The organism is Streptomyces sp. NBC_00310 (genome assembly GCF_036208085.1).
Lineage (GTDB): Bacteria > Actinomycetota > Actinomycetes > Streptomycetales > Streptomycetaceae > Streptomyces.
In genome coordinates, this window is sequence record NZ_CP130714.1 from 3,305,580 (window position 1) to 3,325,280 (window position 19,701).

The following is a 19,701-nucleotide window of genomic DNA, read 5'->3' on the forward strand; positions in this document are numbered from 1 at the left end:
CCCACATCCGGGGTAGGTGGGGCGATGCCGGAGTGCGGACAGGAATGGTGGGTCATCACGTGCTTTGACGGGATTTACGGTCCGCTCCCGGGCCCCGCCCGGTCGGCCCCTGGTCGTTTTGGTCACACTCGGGCGGGGAGTTGACGGGGTCAGCGGGGCGCGAGGCCGTGGAGGGCGTAGTCGACGAGTTTGTCCGTGTACTCGTAGGAGATGGGTCCCGTCCGCTGGAGCCAGCGCTGGGCGAGGGGTGAGACGAAGAGTTCGAGGGCGATGCGCGGGTCGAGATCCTGCCTGACCTGGCCCACGTCCTGCGCGGCCTTCAACCGCTGCACGTAGAACTGGAGTTGGGGTTCGAGGAGCTGGGCCACGAACTCCTTCGTGAGCTTTTCGTCGACGACGCCCGCGGCGGCGAGGGCACGGGAGGGCACCTCGAACTTCGGATCGAGGAGTTCGTCGACGGTGGCCCGCAGGACGCACTTGAGGTCGGCCGCGAGGTCGCCGGTGTCCGGGATGGCGTAGTCCTCGGGCTCCTGTCCCGGCTCCGCCACCTGCTCGGCGGCCTGTTCCTGCAGATCGAGGAACGCCTCCAGCAGCACCTCCCCCTTCGAGGACCACCACCGGTAGATCGTCTGCTTCCCGACGCCGGCGCGGGCGGCGATGCCCTCGATGGTCGTCTTCTGGTAGCCGACCTCGCCCACGAGGGCGAGGGCGGCGTCGTAGATGGCGCGACGGGACTTCTCGCTGCGCCGGGCGGAATCAGGGGCGGTCTTTTTGGCCATGCCCCGAATTTATCAGGTTGACAAGACGATACGTCTCGCCTGATGGTGGTGAACGTAAGCGAGACGAACCGTATCGTCACATCGAAGGAGACTGTCATGAGCCGAGGCGGAGCGGGAAACATGCTGGGTGTGGGCGGTTCCCGCCGGAACCTGGGCCGCAAGGCCCTGCGCGGCGGCCCGGCGAACGGGCGCGTCGGCGGTGGCCTCGACCCCCAGGCCCAGAAGCGGGAGCTGCTGCGCAAGCTCCAGGAGAAACGCCAGGAAGCCGAGACGGAGACGGAGACGGAGACGGAGACGGGGACGGGGACGGGGACGGGGACGGGGACGGGGACGGGGACGGGGACGGGGACGGGGACGGGGACGGGGACGGGGACGGGGACGGGGACGGGGACGGGGACGGGGACGGGGACGGAAGGCACGACCGACCGGACGTCGTGAACCGCGGTGGGGCCGCCCCGCCGGAAGCCCCTTGACGGCGTCCAGCGGGGCGGGCCCGCCCTTCGGACTTGGCCGACGCGGTGGCCGACGCGGGCAGGTGCGGCGACTGCGTCCGGGTAGAGGCGGGCCCTCATCCGGCCAGGTCCAGCGCCCCCACCGTCTGGCTCCCGCTGGTCTCCCCCGTTGTGCGGAAGCCGAGGCCGAGGTAGAAGGCCTCCGGGCCGTCCGGGCCGGGGTGCCAGGTGACGAAGAGCCGGCTGCCGCCACGGCGGCGGATCTCGGCGGCCACGGACTCGACGGCGAAACGGCCGTACCCCCGCCCCTGTTCGCCGGCGGCGATGTTGAGCCGCCAGAGCCCGGAACGGAGGTCGGTGCCCGAGCCGTCGCCCTTCCAGTCGATGTCGAGGAAGGCCATCAGGAAGCCGACCGCGCGATCACCGTCCAGGATGAGCCGGGGCCAGGCGACACCGGGGTGGACATACGCCTCGGCCAGCGACTTCGCGACCGGCTCCACCAGGTGTTCCTGATCGGGGCGGATGCGGACGTCGAGCGCGGCGTCGAGGTTGGCGGGGCTTATCTCGGCGAGGTGCGGGGTGGTGGACATGATCGATGAGATAGCCGGAGGCCACGCGGGTAACGCAAGTGAATTATGGGGCGGGCAGGAGGACACCAGTCGGCTGCCCCGTCCGCGAACCGGGCGCAGACACGGCGGAATGCGCGGTGATGACCGCCGAGCCTAGGCTGGGTTGCCATGACCGTCCTGATCACGGTGTGCGGAGCGTCTCCCGGAGTGGGCAAGTCGACGCTGTGCGTGGCGCTCTCCCGGTGGCTGTCCGGCACCGGGCTGCGGGTGGACCACTTCCGCGAGGAGGAGATCCTGACCCGGCCGCAGTTCGCCGCGGTCGCCGAGGAATTCCGGGCGACGGGCAGAGTCGGACGGGAGCCGTTGATCACGGCGACGGCACGGTTCGTCGACGCGGTTCGGGCGAACGGCGACGACGTCGTGGTCGCGGACGCCCTCATGCCGTATGTGCCGACATTGCTGGCCATGGGCCACGGCGAGGAGACGATCAACGCGTTCATGACCGAACTCGCGGAGGTGCTCGCACCGGTCTGCCCGGTCATGGTCTACCTCGACGGGAATCCCGAGACCGCCCTGTCCCGCGCCGCCCGGCGGGAAGGTGCGCGGTGGCTGGACCGGTACGTCGGGAAACTCGCCGAGTACGAGGTGAGCCCTCCGGTGACCGATGTCGCGTCGGCGGCGCGGTACCTGCTGCGCGAGCGTGCGGTGACACTCGGCACGGTCGGACGGACGCACTGGGACCTCGTCCTGGTCGAACGAGCCGATGAGCTGCCCCCGGACGAGGTGGCGCGGGTCACGCGACGCGGCTTGGGGCCGTGGCTGCGCAGGGCCGTCACCCACGGATAGGGCGGGTCGCGCGAAGCGGCTCCGGCGGGGAGACGCGCATCGGGCGGGGGCCGCGCCTGTCGTGCGGCATCCCGGCGGGGCGATCCCGGTGCCCGGCGCCCGGCGCCCGGCCTCAGAGCTGGTCGTCGTCCGCGGCCGGGGGCCAGGCGTCGCCCCACTCGGTGTCGCGCGCGGCCTTGTAGAGGAGGCCGTGGCGCTTGGTCACGGTGGTCCGGGTGAGGGCGGGGACGGCGCCACCCTCGGCCTCGCTTGCGGGCTCGGTTGCGGGCTCGCAGAGGTCCAGGAGGACCTGGCCCTTGCGGATCTGGGGCTTGCGGACGACGCGGGAGGGGGCCGGGGCCGGCGGGAAGCGGGTGGCGGCCACGTAGCTGAACTTCTCGTCCTCGTACGGCAGCGAGCCGCCCTTGACCTGGCGGTGCAGGGAGGAACGGCTGACGCGGGCGGAGAAGTGGCACCAGTCCTCGCCGGGGACGATGGGGCAGGCGGCGCTGTGCGGGCAGGGGGCGGCGATGTGGAAACCGGCGCCGACGAGACGGTCGCGGGCCTCGATGACGCGGGCGTAGCCGTCGGGCGTGCCGGGTTCGATGATCACGACCGCCTGGGCGGCGGTCGCGGCGGCCTCCACCACGGCCGCGCGGTCGGCGTCGGTCAGCTCCCCGAGGACGTAGGAGACGGTGACGAGATCAGTGCTCTCGATTTTGAGCGCCGATCCGATACGAGAGCGCTGCCACTGGGCGGCCTTCAGCTCCGGGTTCGCCGCGGCGATCTCCCGCCCGAGCGCCAACGCCGGCTCCGCCCAGTCGAGCACCGTCACCGGCCGCCCGCCCTCCCAGGTCGCGGTCACCGCCCACGTCGCCGCGCCCGTGCCCCCGCCGACATCCACGTGCCCGCCGGGCACCCACCCGGGCACCGCCACCGCGAACGCCTCCAACGCCGCGCACACGGCCTCGAACGTCGCCGGCATCCGGTACGCCGCGTACGCCACCACGTCCGACCGGTCCCTCAACACCGGCGCGTCCGTCGGCGTCTGCCCCCGGTAGTTCGCGATCAGCCGCTCCACCGCCTGCGTGGCCGACTTGGGCGGCAGACCGTCGAGGAGCCCGGCGAGAGCGGTCCGGAGGGTGTCGGCTGAGGAGGCGGGGGCGTTCACGTGCTGATTCTACGAGGGGGCCGGAGCGCGGTGACCGACTCGGCTCCGACCCGGTCCGGGCCGGCCTCACATCCGTCACATCCCCCGCACCGCCCGTGCCACCCGGGTTCCCGCCGTCGCTCGTGCCGGGTTGATCGGGTCGCGGCGGCGGGGATGGACCGCGTTGGTGAGGAGGACGAGGAAGGTGTCCGTCGCCTGGTCGAGGACCAGGGACGTGCCCGTGAAGCCGGTGTGGCCGGCCGCGCCCCGGCCCGCCAACTCCCCCATGAACCAAGGCTGGTCGAGGGCGAAGCCGAGGCCCGGCGGGGTCAGCATGAGTTCGATGAAGTCGGGGCCGAGGATGCGGGCGGGGCCGTAGGAGCCGCCGGCGAGCAGGGTGCGGCAGAAGATCGCCAGGTCCCGGGCGGTGGAGAAGAGGCCCGCGTGGCCGGCCACACCGCCGAGGGACCAGGCGTTCTCGTCGTGGACGTGGCCGCGGATCATGCCCCGGTCCGCCTTCGCCCAGGGCCGGCGTTGGTCCTCCGTCGCCGCCGCGGCCGGGCAGGGGCCGAAGCCCGTGGCCGTCATGCCGAGGGGGTAGGTGATGCCGTCGCGGACGAGGGTGTCCAGGCCACGGCCCGTCAGGCGTTCCAGGACGTGCTGGAGGAGCAGGAGGTTCAGGTCGGAGTAGACGTGCGCCGTGCCGGGAGGAGCCGTCGGGGCCTCCGCGCGGAGCATCGCCAGGCGGGCGGCCGGGGACGGGCAGTCGTACAGCGGGAGTTCGGGGCGGAGCCCGGAGGTGTGGGTGAGGAGGTGGCGGACGGTGAGGCCGTGTTCTGCGGCGCCGGTGAACTCGGGCAGGTACGCCGCCACTTTCGCGTCGATGCCGAGGGTGCCGCGTTCGATTTGCTGGACGGCGGCCACGGCGGTGAAGAGCTTGGTGAGGGAGGCCAGGTCGAAGGGGGTGCGGGGGGTCGCCGGGACGCGGGAGTCCGGCGGGAGTTCCAGGCCCCGGTCGGTGCGTTCGTCGTACGCCTCGTAGCGGACCGCCCAGCCCGCCGCCTCCTCGACGGCGATGACGGGGCCGCGGCCGACGAGGACCACGGCGGCCGGGGCACGGGGCCGGTCCCCTTCCGTCAGCGCGCGCACCTCTCGTACGAGATGGCGCAGTTCCTCGGGGTCGAGTCCGGCCCGTTCCGGAGTGTCCGTGCGCAGTCTCGGCGCGCTCAGCTGTCCTCCCCCATCCTGTCGGCTCCACTGGAGAGGGGGGTACTACCCCCATCCTCCACCGTCGTACGCCTGTTCCAAGGACGGCACAGTGCCACGAAGCAGGCCGCGGCCACCAGTGTCGAGGCCAGTTGGACCACGGCCATGGGGACCGCGGTGTCCTCGCCCGCGACGCCGACCAGGGGGGACGCTATCGCGCCGATGAGGAAGGACGAGGTACCCAGCAGGGCCGACGCGGAACCCGCCGCGTGGCGTACCCGCATCAGGGCGAGCGCCTGGGTGTTGGGGAGGGTGACGCCCATCGCGGACATCAGTACGAAGAGGGCGGCCGCCACCGGGGTCAGGCCGACCTCGCCGAAGACGCCGAGGGACATCAGCAGCAGCGCGGTCGCGGACAGGGCGACGATCGTGAGGCCCACCGCGAACACCTTGTCCAGGCTCACCCGGCCGACCAGGATCTTGCCGTTGATCTGGCCGACGATGACGAGGCCGACGGAGTTGACGCCGAAGAGCAGGCTGAACGTCTGCGGGGAGGCGCCGTAGATCTCCTGGATCACGAACGGGGAGGCGCTGATGTAGGCGAAGAGGGCGGCGAAGGCGAAGCCGCCGGCGAGCACGTAGCCCATGAAGATCCGGTCGGTGAGCAGGCCGCGCATCGCGCCCAGGGTCTCGCCGATGCCGCCGCCGTGGCGGTCGGCCGGGGTGAGCGTCTCGGGGAGCCTCGCCCAGACGACCGCCAGCAGGGCGATGCCGATGGCCGTGAGGACGACGAAGACCCCCCGCCAGTCGGTGACGCGGAGGATCTGGCCGCCGATCAGCGGCGCGACGATCGGGGCCACTCCGGAGATCAGCATCAGGTTCGAGAAGAAGCGGGCCATCGCGTCGCCGTCGTACAGGTCGCGGACCACGGCCCGGGCGATCACGATCCCGGCCGAGCCGGCGAGGCCCTGCACCAGGCGGAAGGCGACGAGGGTCTCGATGGTGGGGGCGAGGGCGCAGAGCGCGGTGGCGACGATGTAGACGGCGAGTCCGAGGAGCAGCGGGCGGCGGCGGCCGAAGCGGTCGCTCATCGGGCCGATCAGGAGCTGGCCGAGCGCCATGCCGGCGAGGCAGGCGGTGAGGGTGAGCTGGACCGTGGTGGCGGGGGTGTGGAGGGAGTTGGTGACCTCCGGCAGGGCCGGGAGGTACATGTCCATCGCGAGGGGCGGGGTGGCGGTGAGCCCGCCGAGGATGAGTGTGACGAGGAGGCCGGTGCGGCTGAGGGTGGTGGGGCTGAGGGTGGTGGGGCTGAGGGTGGTGGGGCTGAGGGTGGTGGGGCTGAGGGTGGTGGGGCTGAGGGTGGTGGGGCTGAGGGTGGTGGGGCTGAGGGTGGTGGGGCTGAGGGTGGTGGGGTTGGTCGGCGATGCTTTCGCCGTCGTCTCTCGCGCCGCTCGCGTCGCTCGCACCGCCTGTGCCGATCGCGTCGGCCGCGGTTCCGCCGCCGCGCCCGGCTTCGCGTGCTCCGGCTCCGCCGCCACCGTGTTCGACTCGGCCGCTGCCGAGCCCGGTATGTGCCCCTCGGGCATGTGCCCCTCCCTCTGCGTTCGGTCCGCCACCTATGCTCTCAGCTCGTACGACGTGGGCGGGGTCACAGTCCCGCCCCAGGGCCGAGGACAGGGGTGGCGATGTCGAACGACGGACGTGTGCGGTGGGGGATCCTGGCGACCGGAGGGATCGCCGCGGCCTTCACGGCCGACCTCGTCGACCTGCCGGACGCCGAGGTCGTGGCGGTGGCCTCGCGGAGCGAGGATTCGGCGAAGGCCTTCGCGGAACGGTTCGGGATACCGAGGGCCTACGGCGACTGGCGCGCGCTCGCCGAGGACGCGGACGTGGACGTGGTCTACGTCGCCACTCCGCACGCGGCGCACCGGGTCGCCGCCGGGATGTGTCTGGAGGCGGGGCGGAACGTGCTGTGCGAGAAGGCGTTCACGCTGAACGCGCGGGAGGCGGAGGAGCTGGTCGCGCTGGCACGGGAGCGCGGGCGGTTCCTGATGGAGGCCATGTGGATGTACTGCAATCCGCTGGTGCGACGGCTCGCCGAGCTGGTGCGGGACGGCGCGATCGGTGAAGTGCGGACCGTGCAGGCCGACTTCGGGCTCGCCGGGCCGTTCCCGCCCTCGCACCGGCTGCGGGATCCGGCGCAGGGCGGGGGCGCGCTGCTCGACCTCGGTGTGTACCCGGTGTCGTTCGCGCAGCTGCTGCTCGGGGAGCCGTCGGACGTCACGGGGAGAGCGGTGCTCTCCGACGAGGGCGTTGATCTCCAGACCGGAGCACTGCTCTCGTGGGAGAGCGGTGCTATCGCTTCGGTGCACTGCTCCATCGTGGGCGGCACGGGCACGTCCGCCTCGGTGACCGGCTCCGAGGGCCGCATCGACATCCCGTCCGGGTTCTTCTTCCCGGACCGGTTCGTCCTGCACCGCGACGGCCGCGACCCGCGGACCTTCAGCGCGGACCCGGCCGACGGCCCCCGCAACAGCATGCGTCACGAGGCCGCCGAGGTCATGCGGGCCCTGCGCGCCGGCGAGACGGAGTCCCCCCTCGTCCCCCTCGACGGCACCCTCGCCGTGATGCGCACCCTGGACGCGATACGGGACCGCGTCGGGGTGCGCTACCCCGGCGAAGAGCGCCTGAACGAAGGTTCGTTCGCGTAGGCGGGGACGCGATACGGGCAGGCCGCGGACAAAACGAAGGTTCGTTCGCGGCCCGCCCCGCCCCAACCCGCCCCGCCCTCGTCTACGCCGGCGTGAGCCCCGGCTTGCCCGCCTCCACCGCGAAGGACGCCACGGTCGAGATGCCCGCGCCCGTGGTCGTCACGTACGGCACGGCCTTGAAGTCGGCGCGGGCCACCCGGCGGTCGAGCGTGACGGTCGTGTAGCCCCGCCGGCCGTTGTAGAAGCGCATGTGGGGGTTGGCGGTCATGTAGGTGTCCCAGTTGGCCGGCTTGTCGGAGCCGTTGCCGCCGCTGCTGACGGAGGTGGCGACGAGTTCGGTGCCGACCGTGCGCGAGGCGCGGTCGTCGAAGTCGCGTTTGATGTCGAAGGCGTAGCCGACGTGGACGTCGCCGGTCAGGACCATCAGGTTCTCGATGCCGGCGGCCTCCGCGCCGGCGAGGAGGCGTTCGCGGGAGGCCGGGTAGCCGTCCCAGGAGTCCATCGACACCTTGTAGACGTCGCCGACGGCGTTGCGGCGCTGGGAGAAGGTGACCTGCTGCGGGACGACGTTCCAGACCGCGTCGGACCGGTCCCAGCCGTCGAGGAGCCAGCGCTCCTGCGTCGCGCCCGTCATCGTGCGCGCGGGGTCGGCCGACTCCGGGCCGGGGGTCTGCCAGCCGTCCCCCTGTGCCTGGTTGGAGCGGTACTGGCGGGTGTCGAGTATGTCGAACTGGGCGAGGCGGCCCCACCGGAAGCGGCGGTAGAGCCTCATGTCGGGTCCGTCGGGGCGCTGCGGGCGGCGCAGCGGCTGGTTCTCCCAGTACGCGCGGTAGGCGGCGGCGCGGCGCAGCAGGAACTCCTCGGAGGGTTCGCCGCCGTCGGGGTTGTCGCCCGCGTAGTTGTTCTCGGTCTCGTGGTCGTCCCAGGTGACGACGAAGGGGTGCGCGGCGTGGGCGGCCCGCTGGTCGGGGTCGGTCTTGTGGAGGGCGTAGCGCAGGCGGTAGTCCTCCAGGGTGACCGTCTCGTGGTTGAAGAGGTCGGGCAGGACGCGGTCGGTGTAGTTGCGGGCGCCGCCGACGGAGTTCACGGCGTACTCGTAGAGGTAGTCCCCGAGGTGGAGGACGACGTCGAGGTCCTCGTCGGCGAGATGCCGGTAGGCGGTGTAGTAGCCCTGGTCGTACCGCTGGCAGGAGACGGCCGCGAAGGAGAGCGCGGTGGAGCCCGTCAGATGGCCGGGTCCGGGGGCGGTGCGGGTGCGGCCGGTCTCGCTGATCCAGGAGCCGGCGCGGAAGCGGTAGTAGTAGACGCGGCCGGGGGCGAGGTGGCCGACCTCGACGTGGACGGTGTGGTGGAACTCGGGGTGGGCGGTGACGGTGCCGCGTCTGACGATCCGTCGGAATCTCTCGTCGTGGGCCAGTTCCCAGTGGACGGCGACGCGTTCGGCGGGCAGCCCGCCGTCGGGCTGGTACGGGGCCGGGGCGAGGCGGGTCCACAGGAGCACGGAGGTGGACAGCGGGTCGCCGGAGGCCACGCCGAGGGTGAAGGGGTCGTCGGTGATCTGCCGCGCGTCGAGCGTGGCGGCGGCCGCGGCACCGGCCGCGGGCAGGTTGGTGGCGAAGGCGAGCGCGGCGGCGGCTCCCGTGCCGGTGAGGAAGCGGCGGCGGTCGAAGTGCCGGGCGGCGGCCCGGAGTTCGGGTGCGTGCGACGAACGGGGCTGCGGCGACTCATGGGCTGCGCGTGTCATCTGGCCTTCCCCTGAAGGTAGTTGTGCTTGGCATTGGAGTGGCCAGATTCAACGATCTTCTGTCACGTACACAACACCCAGATGGCGGACGGATGAGTTCCGGATGGTGGGCCCCACCTGCGCGACCGAGCGCGGACCCTCCCCTACGCTGCGAGCCCATGAAGGCCAAAGAAACCAAGATCGCGATCGTGACGGGCGCGGGCTCCGGCATCGGGCGGGCCGTGGCCGTGGAACTGCTGCGCACCGGCTGGTCCGTGGCGCTGGCGGGCCGCCGCGAGGACAAGCTCGCCGAGAGCGCGGCCGAGGCCGGCACCACGACCGAGGCGGGCCCGGCCCACGCCGACGCCGGGGCCCCGCAGGCGCTGTGCGTCCGTACGGACGTCTCGCGGCCCGGGGACGTGGACGCGCTCCTCGCCGCCGTGCGCGACCGGTTCGGGCGGCTGGACCTGCTGTTCAACAACGCGGGTACGTTCGGTCCGGGCGGGGTGCCGGTGGAGGAGCTGGACTACGCGGCCTGGCGGCACGTCGTGGACACCAACCTCAACGGAGCGTTCCTGTGCGCGCAGGCGGCGTACCGGCAGATGAAGGAGCAGGACCCGCAGGGCGGCCGGATCATCAACAACGGCTCCATCTCCGCGCACACGCCCCGCCCGCACTCCGTCGCCTACACGGCGACCAAGCACGCGCTGACCGGCCTCACCAAGTCACTCTCCCTGGACGGCCGGCCGTACGGCATCGCGGTCGGCCAGATCGACATCGGCAACGCGGCGACGGACATGACCGAGCGCATGGCGAACGGGGTCCTGCAGGCGAACGGGCAACTCGTGCCCGAACCGGTGATGGATGTGACCGATGTGGCGCGGACCGTGCGACACATGGCGGAGTTGCCGCTGGAGGCGAACGTGCAGTTCGCGACGGTGATGGCGACGACGATGCCGTACGTCGGGCGGGGCTGAGCCACTGGAGGGAGCGGCCGGGCCCGCCCGGCCCGCGCCCACCAGGCCCGGACGACACTCGTCCATGGCTCAACTTACACAAACGGAAGGTTCCACTCCGGTCCATTCGAGCACGTGGCAGGCATATGCTCAGGGCTCGTCTCCACGAGAGCTTCACACTTGGAGGCGGCGGCTTCCGTGGCCAACCCGAGGGGGGGGTGGTGGGCAGCCGTTCCGTGCTCCGGAAGGGGGCGGACCTCGCGTGGGACCGCGGGGTAAGCACCGGAGCTCGGAACGGCCGCCCACCGTACTTTTCTTCTCCGGGCGGTAGCCAAGCGGGATTTCCTGGCAATAGCCCATGAACGGCTCAGGAATACGCTGTCTCATCGAAATCCGATGCCGGGCCCCGATTTCTCAGGCCGTGCACATTCCTTGCTCAGAACCGTTCCTGGGGACTGAGCGGGTGTGAGCCCGTTCGGCCGCGCGCCCCGAACGGTCTTGGGCGAGCCGGTCCCCGGCGTACTCGACCCGGGGGCGGCGACACGCATCCTGTGCGTGGTCCGGGCCCCGGAGGCCAGTTCCCTGCGCGACCTGGCCCATCAGGTATGGCCAGAGGCAACGGGGAGGCCCTGAACCATCACTCCGGTGAAGCAGGGGCCCCGCACGCCGACGCCGTACCCGGTATCCCAGGTCGCACACAATCAAGTTAGCCCGATCAGCCCAGGGCGCACCAAGCCCGCACGCAGACGATCACACGATCGAGCTAATTCGGCCTTGCGTGCGCTCCTCGGTGAGCAGCTACCAGCCCCTCAAAGGTTCCTCCCTAGCTTGTGACCGCGCCCGGCGTGGACCTCGCCGCCGTCAGCGAGGCCAGACTGACCCGGCTGCGCGCCGAGAGGATCGGCATCATCTTCCAGGCGTTCAAGCTCATCCCGACGCTGACCGCGCAGGAGAACGTCGAGACCGCGCTCGTCCCGCTCGGTGTGAAGCCGGCCGAGCTGCGCGAGCGGGCCGCCGAGGCGCTGCGCTCGGTGGGCCTCGGCGAGCGCCTCACCCACGCGCCGTCCGAACTGTCCGGCGGTCAGCAGCAGCGCGTCGCCATCGCCCGCGCGCTGGTCAAGCGGCCGAAGGTGCTCCTCGCCGACGAACCCACCGGCAACCTCGACGAGGGCACCCGCGACGAGATCATGGCCCTGCTGGAGGGTCCGTGGCGTGAGCAGGGCCTCACCTTCGTCCTGGTCACACACGACGCGTCGATCGCCCGGCGGGCGCCCCGACTCGCCACGATCAAGGCGGGCCGGCTGACGCTCACGGAGCAGAAGCAGGAACAGGAACCGCAGCCGCGAGAGCAGGAGGAGTACGCGAGCTGAGCCCCCCTCAGCGGCTGTCGTACGGGCCGTTCACCGCCCCAGGATCCGGTCGATCTCGGCCACCTGGTCCGCGGTGAGCGGCCCCTTCGCGAGGGCGCCCGCTGGCGAGGGGGCTGCGGTTGATGCTCGCGAGCTTGAACTCCTTGCACAGCGCGAGGAGTTCGGGCGCGTCCTGCAGGATGTTCAGCCCGTGCTGCACGGCCGCGCAGTGCGGTCCCTGGGCGAACACGGCGTCGCGGTCCGGGTCGTCGGTGCTCCACGCGGACGCCCGGAGCAGGCCCTCCCGCACGAACTCCTCGCAGGCTCAGCGCATACGACCTTGCCGACCGCTACGGTGGCACTGTCTTGACAGTTGATCAGCCACGTCGGAAGGCTGGCCGGGATGGATTCCCACAAAGCCCGTGAAGGGTTAACCGAGGACAACGCACGGCGGGCCATGCTTGCCGCGTGCAACTCTGCCGGACTCCCCCAGTTCCCGGACGCGGATCTCCTGCGGCTCGGAGAGAATGCTTTGTTCGCTCTCCCCGAGGTCGGCGTCGTGGTCAGGGTCGCCCGCTCGACGGAGATGGCCGACAAAGTAGCCAAGGAACTGGCTGTGGCCCGCTGGCTCGCTGGGCACAGATTCCCGTCCGTGCACCCGACGGGTGCGCCACAACCCATCGAGGCCGACGGCCGACTGGTGACGTTCTGGGAATACGTGCCGGACAGCTCTCCCCCCGCCTCCTTCACTGTCCTGGCCGCACTTCTCCGCGACCTGCACGCCCTACCGGATCCAGGCTTCCCGCTGCCCGTCCTTGATCCGTTCCCCATCATGGGCCGTCGTCTTGAGGTCGTCTCCGGGATCAGACGCGAGGACGTCCGCTTCCTCGCCGAAGCCTGCGACAACGCGGAGGACGACTTCCGCGCCCTGGTCGCCTCCTCGCCCCGGCACTTGGTGCACGGCGACGCCCATCGCGGCAACGTCCTGTGCGACGGCGACCGCGCCCTGCTCATCGACTACGAGGCGGTGGCGATCGGTCCACGGGCCTGGGACCTGGTTCCCACTGCCATGGCCGTGGACCGGTTCGGCCTGCCACCAGATGACTATGCGGAATTCGTCCGCACCTACGGCACCGATGTCACCGAGTGGCACGGCTATCCGGTGCTCCGCACGACACGGGAACTGGGTATGACGACCTGGCTCATGCAGAACGCCCAGTCCGGTCCGGCGGCGGACGAGTTCGCGGTGCGTATGGAGTCTCTGCGAAAGGGTGACCTTGAACGGCGCTGGCACGCGCTCTAACGGCTCGGGCGGCGACCTCTTCGCCCCTTATGCCTCCCGACCTCATCTCCGTATCACGACGGTCTACTCGACGTCCTGGGTCTGCGACCCGGACCAGTTTCCTCCAAATGGCCACACTCCGACGGACGCGCTCGCCTTCGGCCGTCTGGCACCGTTCTACGAGATGGCCAGAAACCAGTTACCAAGGGTTCTCCGGAAGGAATCCCTCGACTGCGCATCTCTCGTATGCCAACGCTGGCAGCCGGGCGCACCCACCGCCGCCACGCTCTGGCATTTCCTGCATCCTTCGGGCCAGGTTCTGGTCGCTCTGACGATGGACGTCCCGCTGGGCCTCGTCGAATCCGTTCCGCTGATGGAAGATCTCTACTACGCGAGCATCCAATGCTCGGGCGTGCCGCTGGAGCGGCTCGCGGGTGAGCGCGTCGGCCACCGCCCGGAGCATGCGCAGGGGCAAACCCCCAGCTTTCTCCCCGAGCGGCACCAACTGGTCTTCCGCAGCGTCGCATCCCCTGAAGACGCCCCTGACGACGACACCATCCAGCGAGTCATCTACCGGTCCGACCTCCCGTACCGACCGGAACACAGCTCCATCACCTATCCGGCCGAACTCAACAGACGGCCCACCACCGTGGGTGCTCTCGGGCCGTACGCCAGCCTCATCTGCGGGCATCAGGACTACATAGAGAACTGCGTCCTGCTCTCTGCCGTGCAGACCGTGGGATCAGCGGCACGTCTGCGAGAGATCCGAGAAGTCGCCTACGCCTACGGGCACCGTTACCGAGCCCGGTCCGACGGCGAACGCAACATGCACCGCCGCCGCACCATGCTGGAGTCCATCTCCGAAGGACTGAGCCACCTCGAACTGGAGCTCAGTTACAGCGTGGAGGCCGGCGGCGACATCGGCACTCTCGTTCCGGCGTTACGAGTGGAGAGCTTCCACAACGCCCTCTACGCCGCGATGGGACTCACCGAGCGCTCCACCACCATCGGACAGATGCTGAGCCGACTGAGCAACGCCATCGCCGCCGAACTGACCTCGGTCGAGAGCGCCGAGCAGCGAGCCGGTGACCGGCGTCGAATCCGGACCGTCGTGGCGGTCACCTTCGTCACCACGGTCACCGGTACCCTCAGCCTGCTGTTCGGCTTCTTCGGCATCAACGCTCGGCAGGTGGACGAACACCGGTCGATGTTCGATGACAGTTACACGCCTATCTACGCGCTCATCGCCCTCATACTGGCCTGCGCCGTGGGTATTTTCGGCGGGATGCGACTGCATGAACGCTGGACCGAACGGCGTGAGCGCAGCCGTATCCGCACCTGGGAGACCATTCACGGTCTTCTGGCCCGCGAGTTCGGCGCCGTCATTCTCGACCCAGCTCGCATGGCGACTTCTCCGCCAACCCCAACGGTCCCCGGCAGCAGGACCCGCCCGCCGGATGAGGAACCGCAGCCTTCCGGCACTCCCACCCAGTAGTTCACCAGTCCTCGGCGGCGTCCGGACCTTCAAGGGCGCCGCCAGCGGATCGCTCGCGTGAGGCGTCGGCACAGCGGACGAACCGGCTGAACTGTTCTCCGACCACCGGGGCCGAAGGACGAACACGTCAGCGCGGCAGGTCCACTTCGACGCGTACGGTCTTGCCGACCGGTACGCGGTCCAAGACGGCCCAGCGGTCGGCCAGCTCCGCGACGAGCAGCAACCCTCGCCCGTCCTCGGTGCCTGCCTCCGGGACGGTCATCTCGCCGGGCCGGAGAGGCCTTCGCGCACCGCACGCGTCCGAGACGTCGACGCGCAGGGTGCGCGAGCACGCGTACGTGTCGAGGCTGAGCCGGAGCTCGAAGTCCCGGCCCGGTACGCGCCCGTGCGTGACGGCGTTGCTGGCGAGTTCGGCGACGAGGAGGGCGGCGGTGTCGGAGGTGCCCGAGCCGTACGGGATGCCCCAGTCGTGCAGTCGGTGCACCGCGAGGTGGCGGGCGAGGCGGGCGCCCAGCGGGGTGGAGCTGAAACGTTGGGTGAACACACGTACGGTAACGGGGTTTTGGAGGGTGGAGGTGAGCCTCATGGCCCCAATCTGGCGTGGTCAGGACCCTGTTCACCAGGTCAGCGACCCGTACGCCGCGTCGGCGTACGGGTAGGGAGGGTGGACGGTATGGGTAACCGAACGTGACCATGGCCAGGTTGGGTGTGAGCGGCGAGGCGGGCGTGCGGGAGGTTCCTGGCATGGCGGACGGTACGGGTGCGACGGGTGCCCTGACGGGTGGCGGCGAGCCGGAGGCATCGGACAGTCTCAGAACGTTCGGTGAGGTCGTCAAGGGGTTCCGCAAACGGGCGGGCCTGACACAGGAGGAGTTCGCGCCGAGGGTGCGCTACTCGCTGCCGACAGTGGCGTCCATCGAGCAAGGCCGCCGCTTTCCGCCAGCGGACTTCGTGGAGCGGGCGGAGGAGGTCCTGGACGCGTTCGGCATCCTGCGAGCTGCGGCACGGCGCCTGTCGCGGCAGCCGGGGTTGGCGAGTTGGTTCCGGCAGTGGGCTCGGCTTGAGTCGGAGGCGGTGAGTCTCCAGACGTACGAGTGCCGCCTGATTCCAGGCCTGTTGCAGACGGAGGCGTACGCGCGCAAGCTGTTCGTTGACCAGTTGCCGCCGCTGGATGAAGTTCCCCCCGGGCCCTGGACAGCGGGTGTTTACGCTGCGGGGGTGAGGTCTTGCCTGAGCAAGGTTCTCGTTTCGAGTGGGGTGACGTACCCATGCTCGGGGTGTCTGCGGAGTCGGCTGCGGTTGTACTCGATCTCGATGTAGCGGAAGACGTCGGCCCGGGCGGCCTCGCGGGTCTCCCAGACGGTGGTTCCGATCTCCGCTTTCAGGACGGCGAACCAGCTTTCCGCAGCAGCGTTATCGTAACAAGAGCCGACACGTCCCATCGACTGTCGCATGCGCAACTTGCGTATCTCGGTGCGGAATTCATCACTCGTGTATTCGCTGCCGCGGTCGGTGTGCATGATGCAGCCGTCCTCCAGACCACCGCGTCCGGCCGCCATCCGCAGGGCGGCGACCGGCAGCTCGGCGCGGTGGTGGTCGGCCATCGCCCAGCCGATCACCTCCCGCGTCGCGAGATCAATGCAGGTCGCCAGATACAACTTCCCTTCCCGTGTGACGAGTTCGGTCATGTCACCGACCAGCCGCATCCCGGGACGGGGGGCGGTGAAGTCCCGGCCGATCAGGTCGGCGGCGAACACCGCCCGCCTGGCCTGCCTGGTCAGGCCCCGACGCCGGCGGCGGGTGATCCCGACGATCCGGTACTTGCGCATCAGCCGCTCGACCCTCTTCGGGTTCACCGCCCGCCCGGCCCGCCGCAGGGCGGCGTGGATCCGCGGGGCCCCGTAGGCGCCGCGCGATCCGGCGTGGAGCACCCGGATCTCGTCCACCAGGCGTTCCTCCTCGCGCCGCGCGACCCGGCGCGCTGACGCGGCCGCCCGGTGCGCGTAGTAGGTAGAGCGCGGCACTCCGAGCGCACGGCACAGCAGCGCGACGCTGTGACCTGCGTGATTGTCGTCCGATGTCTTCTCCGCGTCGATGAAGCGGCACCGCGTGGCGGTGTCTACCTCATCTTGTCCTGCGCGAAGAAGGCGGTCGCTTTTCCCAGGATGTCGACCGTCTTCTCCAGCTCGCGGACCTTACGCCGCAGCTGGGCGAGTTCTTCCCGCTCGGCGCTGGTCAGAGTCCCGGCGGGCCCCTCGCCCCGGTCGGCCTTGGCCTGCTTCACCCAGCCACGCAGACCCTCCGGGCTCACCCCCAGGTCCCGGGCGACCTCGGTGACCGTCTTGTCCGACGACAGCGCCAGCGCGACGGCGTCGCGTTTGAACTCGGCCGTGTACCGCTTGCTCATGTTGCTCTTCTTGCTCACTACCTGTGACTGCTTCCTCCGGGACCTTCCGTCCCAGTATCAGGCTGTCCAGGTCAAGGGGGGAGCTTCAGGATGACGACCAGATCGAGGCCCAGTGGATGGCAAGGGCTGAGCGACAGCGGCTGTTGCGGGAGCGGCCGAACACGGCGTTCAGCTTCATCCTGGAGGAGCAGTTGTTCTTGCGGAGGACGGGCGGAACGGAGGTCACTCGGGAGCTCATTGAGCACGTGCTGGAGCTGGCGGAGCTGCGAAACGTAGAGATTCAGGTGATGCCGATGGTCCGCGAGAGTCACGCAGGCTTGCATGGACCAATGCGCTTGCTCGAAACGCCGGACAACCGGTGGTTCGGCTACTGCGAGGGGCAGGAGAGCGGCCAGTTCATGTCCAACCCGAAGGTGGTCAGCACTCTCCAGATGCGGTATGCCAGGATGCGCTCACAGGCTCTTTCTCTGGACGACTCCCTGGGCCTGTTGCAGCGGATGCGAGGAGCAGCATGAGCACCACAGAACTGGCGTGGTTCAAGAGCAGCTACAGCAGCGGCTCTGGCGACGACTGTGTCGAGGTGGCACTCTCCTGGCACAAGTCCAGCCACAGCAGCGACTTCGAGGACGCCTGCGTCGAAATGGCGTCCTGCTCCGACACCATCCACGTCCGGGACTCCAAGGTGCGACAGGGCTCACAACTCGTCCTCGCCCCGGAGACGTGGACCGCCTTCCTCAAGTACGCGACCCAGGCCTGACGTCTCCGCAGATCACGAGTGCCCCGCTCCGGAACCATCCGGAACGGGGCTCCTCTGCTTATGAGTTGGAGCTCCACTCTCCTTGCCGACCGCCTGATGAGGCCGCTTGGAAAAGTAGGCGTAAGCGGCCCGCTTCTCCTGTTCGCGGTCGGCCTTGGGGGAAGGCGCGGTGCAGCCCTCGGGGGGAGTGGACCGCTCGCCCGCCTTGTACGCGAGGAGGTGCTCGTAGTGCTCCTTGTCTTGGCTGCGACCACGGGCATACGGGGCCTGAGTCGACTGGCGCCGTGGCTTCGAACCACATCTGCAACTTACGGTCGACGAGGGCACCCGCGACGAGATCATGGCCCTGCTGGAGGGTCCGTGGCGTGAGCAGGGCCTCACCTTCGTCCTGGTCACGCACGACTCCTCGATCGCCCGGCGGGCGCCCCGGCTCGCCACGATCAAGGCGGGCCGGCTGACGCTCACGGAGCAGAAGCAGGAACAGGAACCGCAGCCGCGAGAGCAGGAGGAGTACGCGAGCTGAGCCCCCCTCAGTGACTGTCGTACGGGCCGTTCACCGCCCCAGGATCCGGTCGATCTCGGCCACCTGGTCCGCGGTGAGCGGCCCCTTCGCGAGGGCGCCCGCGTTCTCCTCGGCCTGGGCGACCGAGCGGAAGCCGGGGATGGGCACGGTCCGCGGGCTGCGGGCCCAGATCCAGGCGAGGGCGCCCTGCGCGAGCGTACGGCCCCCGCTGGTGAGGATCTCGCGCAGCGCCTCGACCCGGCCGAGCCACTCCGGGTCGGCACCGGAGTCGGCCGTGAAGCCCGGCAGCCAGGCGGGCGGGGTGCTGCGGATGTCCCCGGCCTCCAGGGCGCGCCCGGGGGTGTGCTTGCCGGTGAGCAGGCCCATGGCGAGGGGGCTGCGGTTGATGCTCGCCAGGCCGGACTCCTCGCACAGCGCGAGCAGTTCGGGCGCGTCCTGCAGGATGTTCAGCCGGTGCTGCACGGCCGCGCAGTGCGGCCCCTCGGCGAACACGGCGGCGCGGTCCGGGTCGTCGGTGCTCCACGCGTACGCCCGGATCAGGCCCTGCCGTACGAACTCCTCGCAGGTGTCGCGGAGTTCGGCCGCGCGCTCGGGGTCGGCGTCGGAGAGGTGCAGCTGGTACAGGTCGACGTGGTCGGTGCCGAGGCGGTCGAGGGAGGCGGTGAGGGCGCGGCGGGCGTGCGCCGGGGTGTCGTCCTGGCCGGTGAGGGTGCGGGTGGCCTCGTCGAAGACGTTGCCCCACTTGGTGGCCACGACGACGTCCGCGCGGCGCTTGCCGAGGGCGCGGCCGAGGACGCGCTCGCTGTGCCCGGTGCCGTACGCGTCGGCCGTGTCGAAGAAGGTGACACCGAGGTCGAGGGCGCGGTGGACCGCCCGTACGGACTCCTCGTCGTCCACCTTCCCCCAGCCGAGCGGCTGCCCGTCGGCGGCCTGCCACTCGCCGCCGATCGCCCAGCAGCCGAATCCGAGGGCGCTGACCTGGATACCGCTGCGGCCGAGGGGCCTGGTGTACGGGGTGTACGGGTGCGTGTCCGTGCCCGTGTGCGTGTGCGTGTGCGGGTGCGTCTCCATGACCCTGGACGGTAGGAGTTGGAGCGCACACGAAGGCAAGGGCCTGGGCCCGACGAGAGGTGACGAGGTGTGAACAGACGGGCGGAGGCGCTACGCCTGGCCCGTCTCGAACCGGCTGATCCTGCCGTCCTCCGACACCGTGAAGCGCCAGGCGGTGCGCATCTCGCCCCAGGTGTCGTTGCGGTAGTTGGCGACCAGCGCACGGCCGCCGGCGGTCTCGCGCTGGACCTCCAGGTGGCCGTGGGAGGAGAAGATCTCCCGGTCGGTCCAGTCCGCGAGGTCACGGTCGGAGCCGTCGTCCGACATGGTCGCGTCGTCCGTGAGGAGCGCGAAGAACGCGTCCTGGTCGTGGGAGTTCACCGCGGCGACGAAGGCCCTCACGGCCGGGTCGCTGAGCTTGGCGGGTGCGATCGTCATGGCGGCCAGCCTCACACCGTTCACGGAGG

General features: G+C 70.4%; 16 protein-coding genes and 7 pseudogenes. 11 read left to right on the forward strand and 12 right to left on the reverse strand.

What is annotated here, in order from left to right:
* Nucleotides 1-149: 149 nt before the first annotated feature.
* The gene (locus OG202_RS14565) at nucleotides 150-779 is read right to left on the reverse strand and encodes a TetR/AcrR family transcriptional regulator (protein ID WP_328222845.1); all 630 of its coding nucleotides are present in this window, start codon (nucleotides 777-779) and stop codon (nucleotides 150-152) included.
* A 96-nt stretch (nucleotides 780-875) separates the two neighbouring features.
* On the opposite strand from OG202_RS14565, the pseudogene OG202_RS46510 reads away from it, so the two are divergent.
* Nucleotides 876-1,067, forward strand: a pseudogene (locus OG202_RS46510) (DUF6243 family protein); the annotation flags it as partial.
* 280 nt (nucleotides 1,068-1,347) lie between these two features.
* Here the strand turns inward: OG202_RS46510 and OG202_RS14575 are convergent.
* On the reverse strand, nucleotides 1,348-1,821 hold the full coding sequence (locus OG202_RS14575) for a GNAT family N-acetyltransferase (RefSeq protein WP_326583250.1): 474 nt from the start codon (nucleotides 1,819-1,821) through the stop codon (nucleotides 1,348-1,350).
* 147 nt (nucleotides 1,822-1,968) lie between these two features.
* Here OG202_RS14575 and OG202_RS14580 point away from each other — a divergent pair, with 147 nt between their 5' ends.
* A complete protein-coding gene (locus OG202_RS14580; RefSeq protein ID WP_327730059.1) occupies nucleotides 1,969-2,646 on the forward strand; it encodes a hypothetical protein in 678 nt (225 codons plus the stop codon).
* A gap of 112 nt (nucleotides 2,647-2,758) precedes the next feature.
* Here OG202_RS14580 and OG202_RS14585 read toward each other — a convergent pair whose 3' ends face one another.
* The 3 genes from OG202_RS14585 to OG202_RS14595 all read right to left on the reverse strand — a co-directional run bounded on the left by OG202_RS14585 (nucleotide 2,759) and on the right by OG202_RS14595 (nucleotide 6,567).
* Entirely contained in the window at nucleotides 2,759-3,796 is a 1,038-nt protein-coding gene (locus tag OG202_RS14585) for a small ribosomal subunit Rsm22 family protein (RefSeq protein ID WP_328222847.1), read from the reverse strand.
* 75 nt (nucleotides 3,797-3,871) lie between these two features.
* Nucleotides 3,872-4,924 (reverse strand): serine hydrolase domain-containing protein, encoded by a 1,053-nt coding sequence (locus OG202_RS14590; RefSeq protein ID WP_326583246.1) that lies wholly within the window; start codon nucleotides 4,922-4,924, stop codon nucleotides 3,872-3,874.
* A 77-nt stretch (nucleotides 4,925-5,001) separates the two neighbouring features.
* On the reverse strand, nucleotides 5,002-6,567 hold the full coding sequence (locus tag OG202_RS14595) for a multidrug effflux MFS transporter (RefSeq protein WP_328222848.1): 1,566 nt from the start codon (nucleotides 6,565-6,567) through the stop codon (nucleotides 5,002-5,004).
* A 99-nt stretch (nucleotides 6,568-6,666) separates the two neighbouring features.
* Between OG202_RS14595 and OG202_RS14600 the strand changes: the two genes are divergently transcribed.
* Nucleotides 6,667-7,692, forward strand: coding sequence for a Gfo/Idh/MocA family protein (locus OG202_RS14600; RefSeq protein WP_327730055.1), 1,026 nt, complete (start codon nucleotides 6,667-6,669; stop codon nucleotides 7,690-7,692).
* An 82-nt stretch (nucleotides 7,693-7,774) separates the two neighbouring features.
* Here OG202_RS14600 and OG202_RS14605 read toward each other — a convergent pair whose 3' ends face one another.
* Nucleotides 7,775-9,436: an alkaline phosphatase D family protein gene (locus OG202_RS14605; protein WP_328222849.1), complete on the reverse strand. Its 1,662-nt coding sequence runs from the start codon at nucleotides 9,434-9,436 to the stop codon at nucleotides 7,775-7,777.
* A gap of 158 nt (nucleotides 9,437-9,594) precedes the next feature.
* Between OG202_RS14605 and OG202_RS14610 the strand changes: the two genes are divergently transcribed.
* Both OG202_RS14610 and OG202_RS14615 read left to right on the forward strand, forming a co-directional pair.
* Nucleotides 9,595-10,392: an SDR family oxidoreductase gene (locus OG202_RS14610; protein WP_327730053.1), complete on the forward strand. Its 798-nt coding sequence runs from the start codon at nucleotides 9,595-9,597 to the stop codon at nucleotides 10,390-10,392.
* Between the two features lie 809 nt (nucleotides 10,393-11,201).
* A pseudogene (locus OG202_RS14615) lies at nucleotides 11,202-11,741 on the forward strand (ABC transporter ATP-binding protein); the annotation flags it as partial.
* A gap of 46 nt (nucleotides 11,742-11,787) precedes the next feature.
* Here the strand turns inward: OG202_RS14615 and OG202_RS14620 are convergent.
* Nucleotides 11,788-12,042 (reverse strand): annotated as a pseudogene (locus OG202_RS14620) (aldo/keto reductase); the annotation flags it as partial.
* A 210-nt stretch (nucleotides 12,043-12,252) separates the two neighbouring features.
* Here OG202_RS14620 and OG202_RS14625 point away from each other — a divergent pair.
* Together OG202_RS14625 and OG202_RS14630 are read left to right on the forward strand one after the other, a co-directional pair.
* Nucleotides 12,253-13,023, forward strand: a complete 771-nt coding sequence (locus tag OG202_RS14625; RefSeq protein ID WP_327730052.1) for a phosphotransferase enzyme family protein — start codon at nucleotides 12,253-12,255, stop codon at nucleotides 13,021-13,023.
* The gene (locus OG202_RS14630) at nucleotides 12,992-14,497 is read left to right on the forward strand and encodes a hypothetical protein (RefSeq protein ID WP_327730051.1); all 1,506 of its coding nucleotides are present in this window, start codon (nucleotides 12,992-12,994) and stop codon (nucleotides 14,495-14,497) included. Before OG202_RS14625 ends, OG202_RS14630 begins: the two co-directional genes overlap by 32 nt.
* A gap of 127 nt (nucleotides 14,498-14,624) precedes the next feature.
* Here the strand turns inward: OG202_RS14630 and OG202_RS14635 are convergent, their stop codons facing one another.
* Complete coding sequence (locus tag OG202_RS14635; protein ID WP_328222851.1) at nucleotides 14,625-15,083, reverse strand: ATP-binding protein; 459 nt, start codon at nucleotides 15,081-15,083, stop codon at nucleotides 14,625-14,627.
* A 158-nt stretch (nucleotides 15,084-15,241) separates the two neighbouring features.
* Between OG202_RS14635 and OG202_RS14640 the strand changes: the two are divergent.
* Nucleotides 15,242-15,673, forward strand: a pseudogene (locus OG202_RS14640) (Scr1 family TA system antitoxin-like transcriptional regulator); the annotation flags it as partial.
* Between the two features lie 29 nt (nucleotides 15,674-15,702).
* Here the strand turns inward: OG202_RS14640 and OG202_RS14645 are convergent.
* Both OG202_RS14645 and OG202_RS14650 read right to left on the reverse strand, forming a co-directional pair.
* Nucleotides 15,703-16,602 (reverse strand): annotated as a pseudogene (locus OG202_RS14645) (IS3 family transposase); the annotation flags it as partial.
* Nucleotides 16,603-16,616: 14 nt separating this feature from the next.
* Nucleotides 16,617-16,904 (reverse strand): transposase, encoded by a 288-nt coding sequence (locus tag OG202_RS14650; protein ID WP_326584620.1) that lies wholly within the window; start codon nucleotides 16,902-16,904, stop codon nucleotides 16,617-16,619.
* An 89-nt stretch (nucleotides 16,905-16,993) separates the two neighbouring features.
* On the opposite strand from OG202_RS14650, the pseudogene OG202_RS14655 reads away from it, so the two are divergent.
* The 3 genes and pseudogenes from OG202_RS14655 to OG202_RS14665 all read left to right on the forward strand — a co-directional run.
* Nucleotides 16,994-17,419, forward strand: a pseudogene (locus tag OG202_RS14655) (DUF5753 domain-containing protein); the annotation flags it as partial.
* On the forward strand, nucleotides 17,416-17,661 hold the full coding sequence (locus tag OG202_RS14660; RefSeq protein WP_327730049.1) for a DUF397 domain-containing protein: 246 nt from the start codon (nucleotides 17,416-17,418) through the stop codon (nucleotides 17,659-17,661). The pseudogene OG202_RS14655 and the gene OG202_RS14660, both read left to right, overlap by 4 nt.
* A 313-nt stretch (nucleotides 17,662-17,974) precedes the next feature.
* Nucleotides 17,975-18,184: pseudogene (locus OG202_RS14665) on the forward strand (ABC transporter ATP-binding protein); the annotation flags it as partial.
* Nucleotides 18,185-18,214: 30 nt separating this feature from the next.
* On the opposite strand, the gene OG202_RS14670 reads toward OG202_RS14665, so the two are convergent.
* Entirely contained in the window at nucleotides 18,215-19,255 is a 1,041-nt protein-coding gene (locus OG202_RS14670) for an aldo/keto reductase (RefSeq protein ID WP_328222852.1), read from the reverse strand.
* 90 nt (nucleotides 19,256-19,345) lie between these two features.
* Nucleotides 19,346-19,672 (reverse strand): nuclear transport factor 2 family protein, encoded by a 327-nt coding sequence (locus OG202_RS14675; protein WP_326583240.1) that lies wholly within the window; start codon nucleotides 19,670-19,672, stop codon nucleotides 19,346-19,348.
* Nucleotides 19,673-19,701 lie beyond the last annotated feature (29 nt).

Excerpts from the sequence above, each read along its gene's own strand:
- OG202_RS14575 (WP_326583250.1), bottom strand. The coding sequence starts at position 1,821 with ATGTCCACCACCCCGCACCTCGCCGAGATAAGCCCCGCCAACCTCGAC.
- OG202_RS14580 (WP_327730059.1), top strand. The coding sequence starts at position 1,969 with ATGACCGTCCTGATCACGGTGTGCGGAGCGTCTCCCGGAGTGGGCAAG.
- OG202_RS14565 (WP_328222845.1), bottom strand. The coding sequence starts at position 779 with ATGGCCAAAAAGACCGCCCCTGATTCCGCCCGGCGCAGCGAGAAGTCC.
- OG202_RS14610 (WP_327730053.1), top strand. The coding sequence starts at position 9,595 with ATGAAGGCCAAAGAAACCAAGATCGCGATCGTGACGGGCGCGGGCTCC.
- OG202_RS14660 (WP_327730049.1), top strand. The coding sequence starts at position 17,416 with ATGAGCACCACAGAACTGGCGTGGTTCAAGAGCAGCTACAGCAGCGGC.
- OG202_RS14595 (WP_328222848.1), bottom strand. The coding sequence starts at position 6,567 with ATGCCCGAGGGGCACATACCGGGCTCGGCAGCGGCCGAGTCGAACACG.
- OG202_RS14670 (WP_328222852.1), bottom strand. The coding sequence starts at position 19,255 with ATGGAGACGCACCCGCACACGCACACGCACACGGGCACGGACACGCAC.
- OG202_RS14600 (WP_327730055.1), top strand. The coding sequence starts at position 6,667 with ATGTCGAACGACGGACGTGTGCGGTGGGGGATCCTGGCGACCGGAGGG.
- OG202_RS14635 (WP_328222851.1), bottom strand. The coding sequence starts at position 15,083 with ATGAGGCTCACCTCCACCCTCCAAAACCCCGTTACCGTACGTGTGTTC.
- OG202_RS14605 (WP_328222849.1), bottom strand. The coding sequence starts at position 9,436 with ATGACACGCGCAGCCCATGAGTCGCCGCAGCCCCGTTCGTCGCACGCA.
- OG202_RS14650 (WP_326584620.1), bottom strand. The coding sequence starts at position 16,904 with ATGAGCAAGCGGTACACGGCCGAGTTCAAACGCGACGCCGTCGCGCTG.
- OG202_RS14675 (WP_326583240.1), bottom strand. The coding sequence starts at position 19,672 with ATGACGATCGCACCCGCCAAGCTCAGCGACCCGGCCGTGAGGGCCTTC.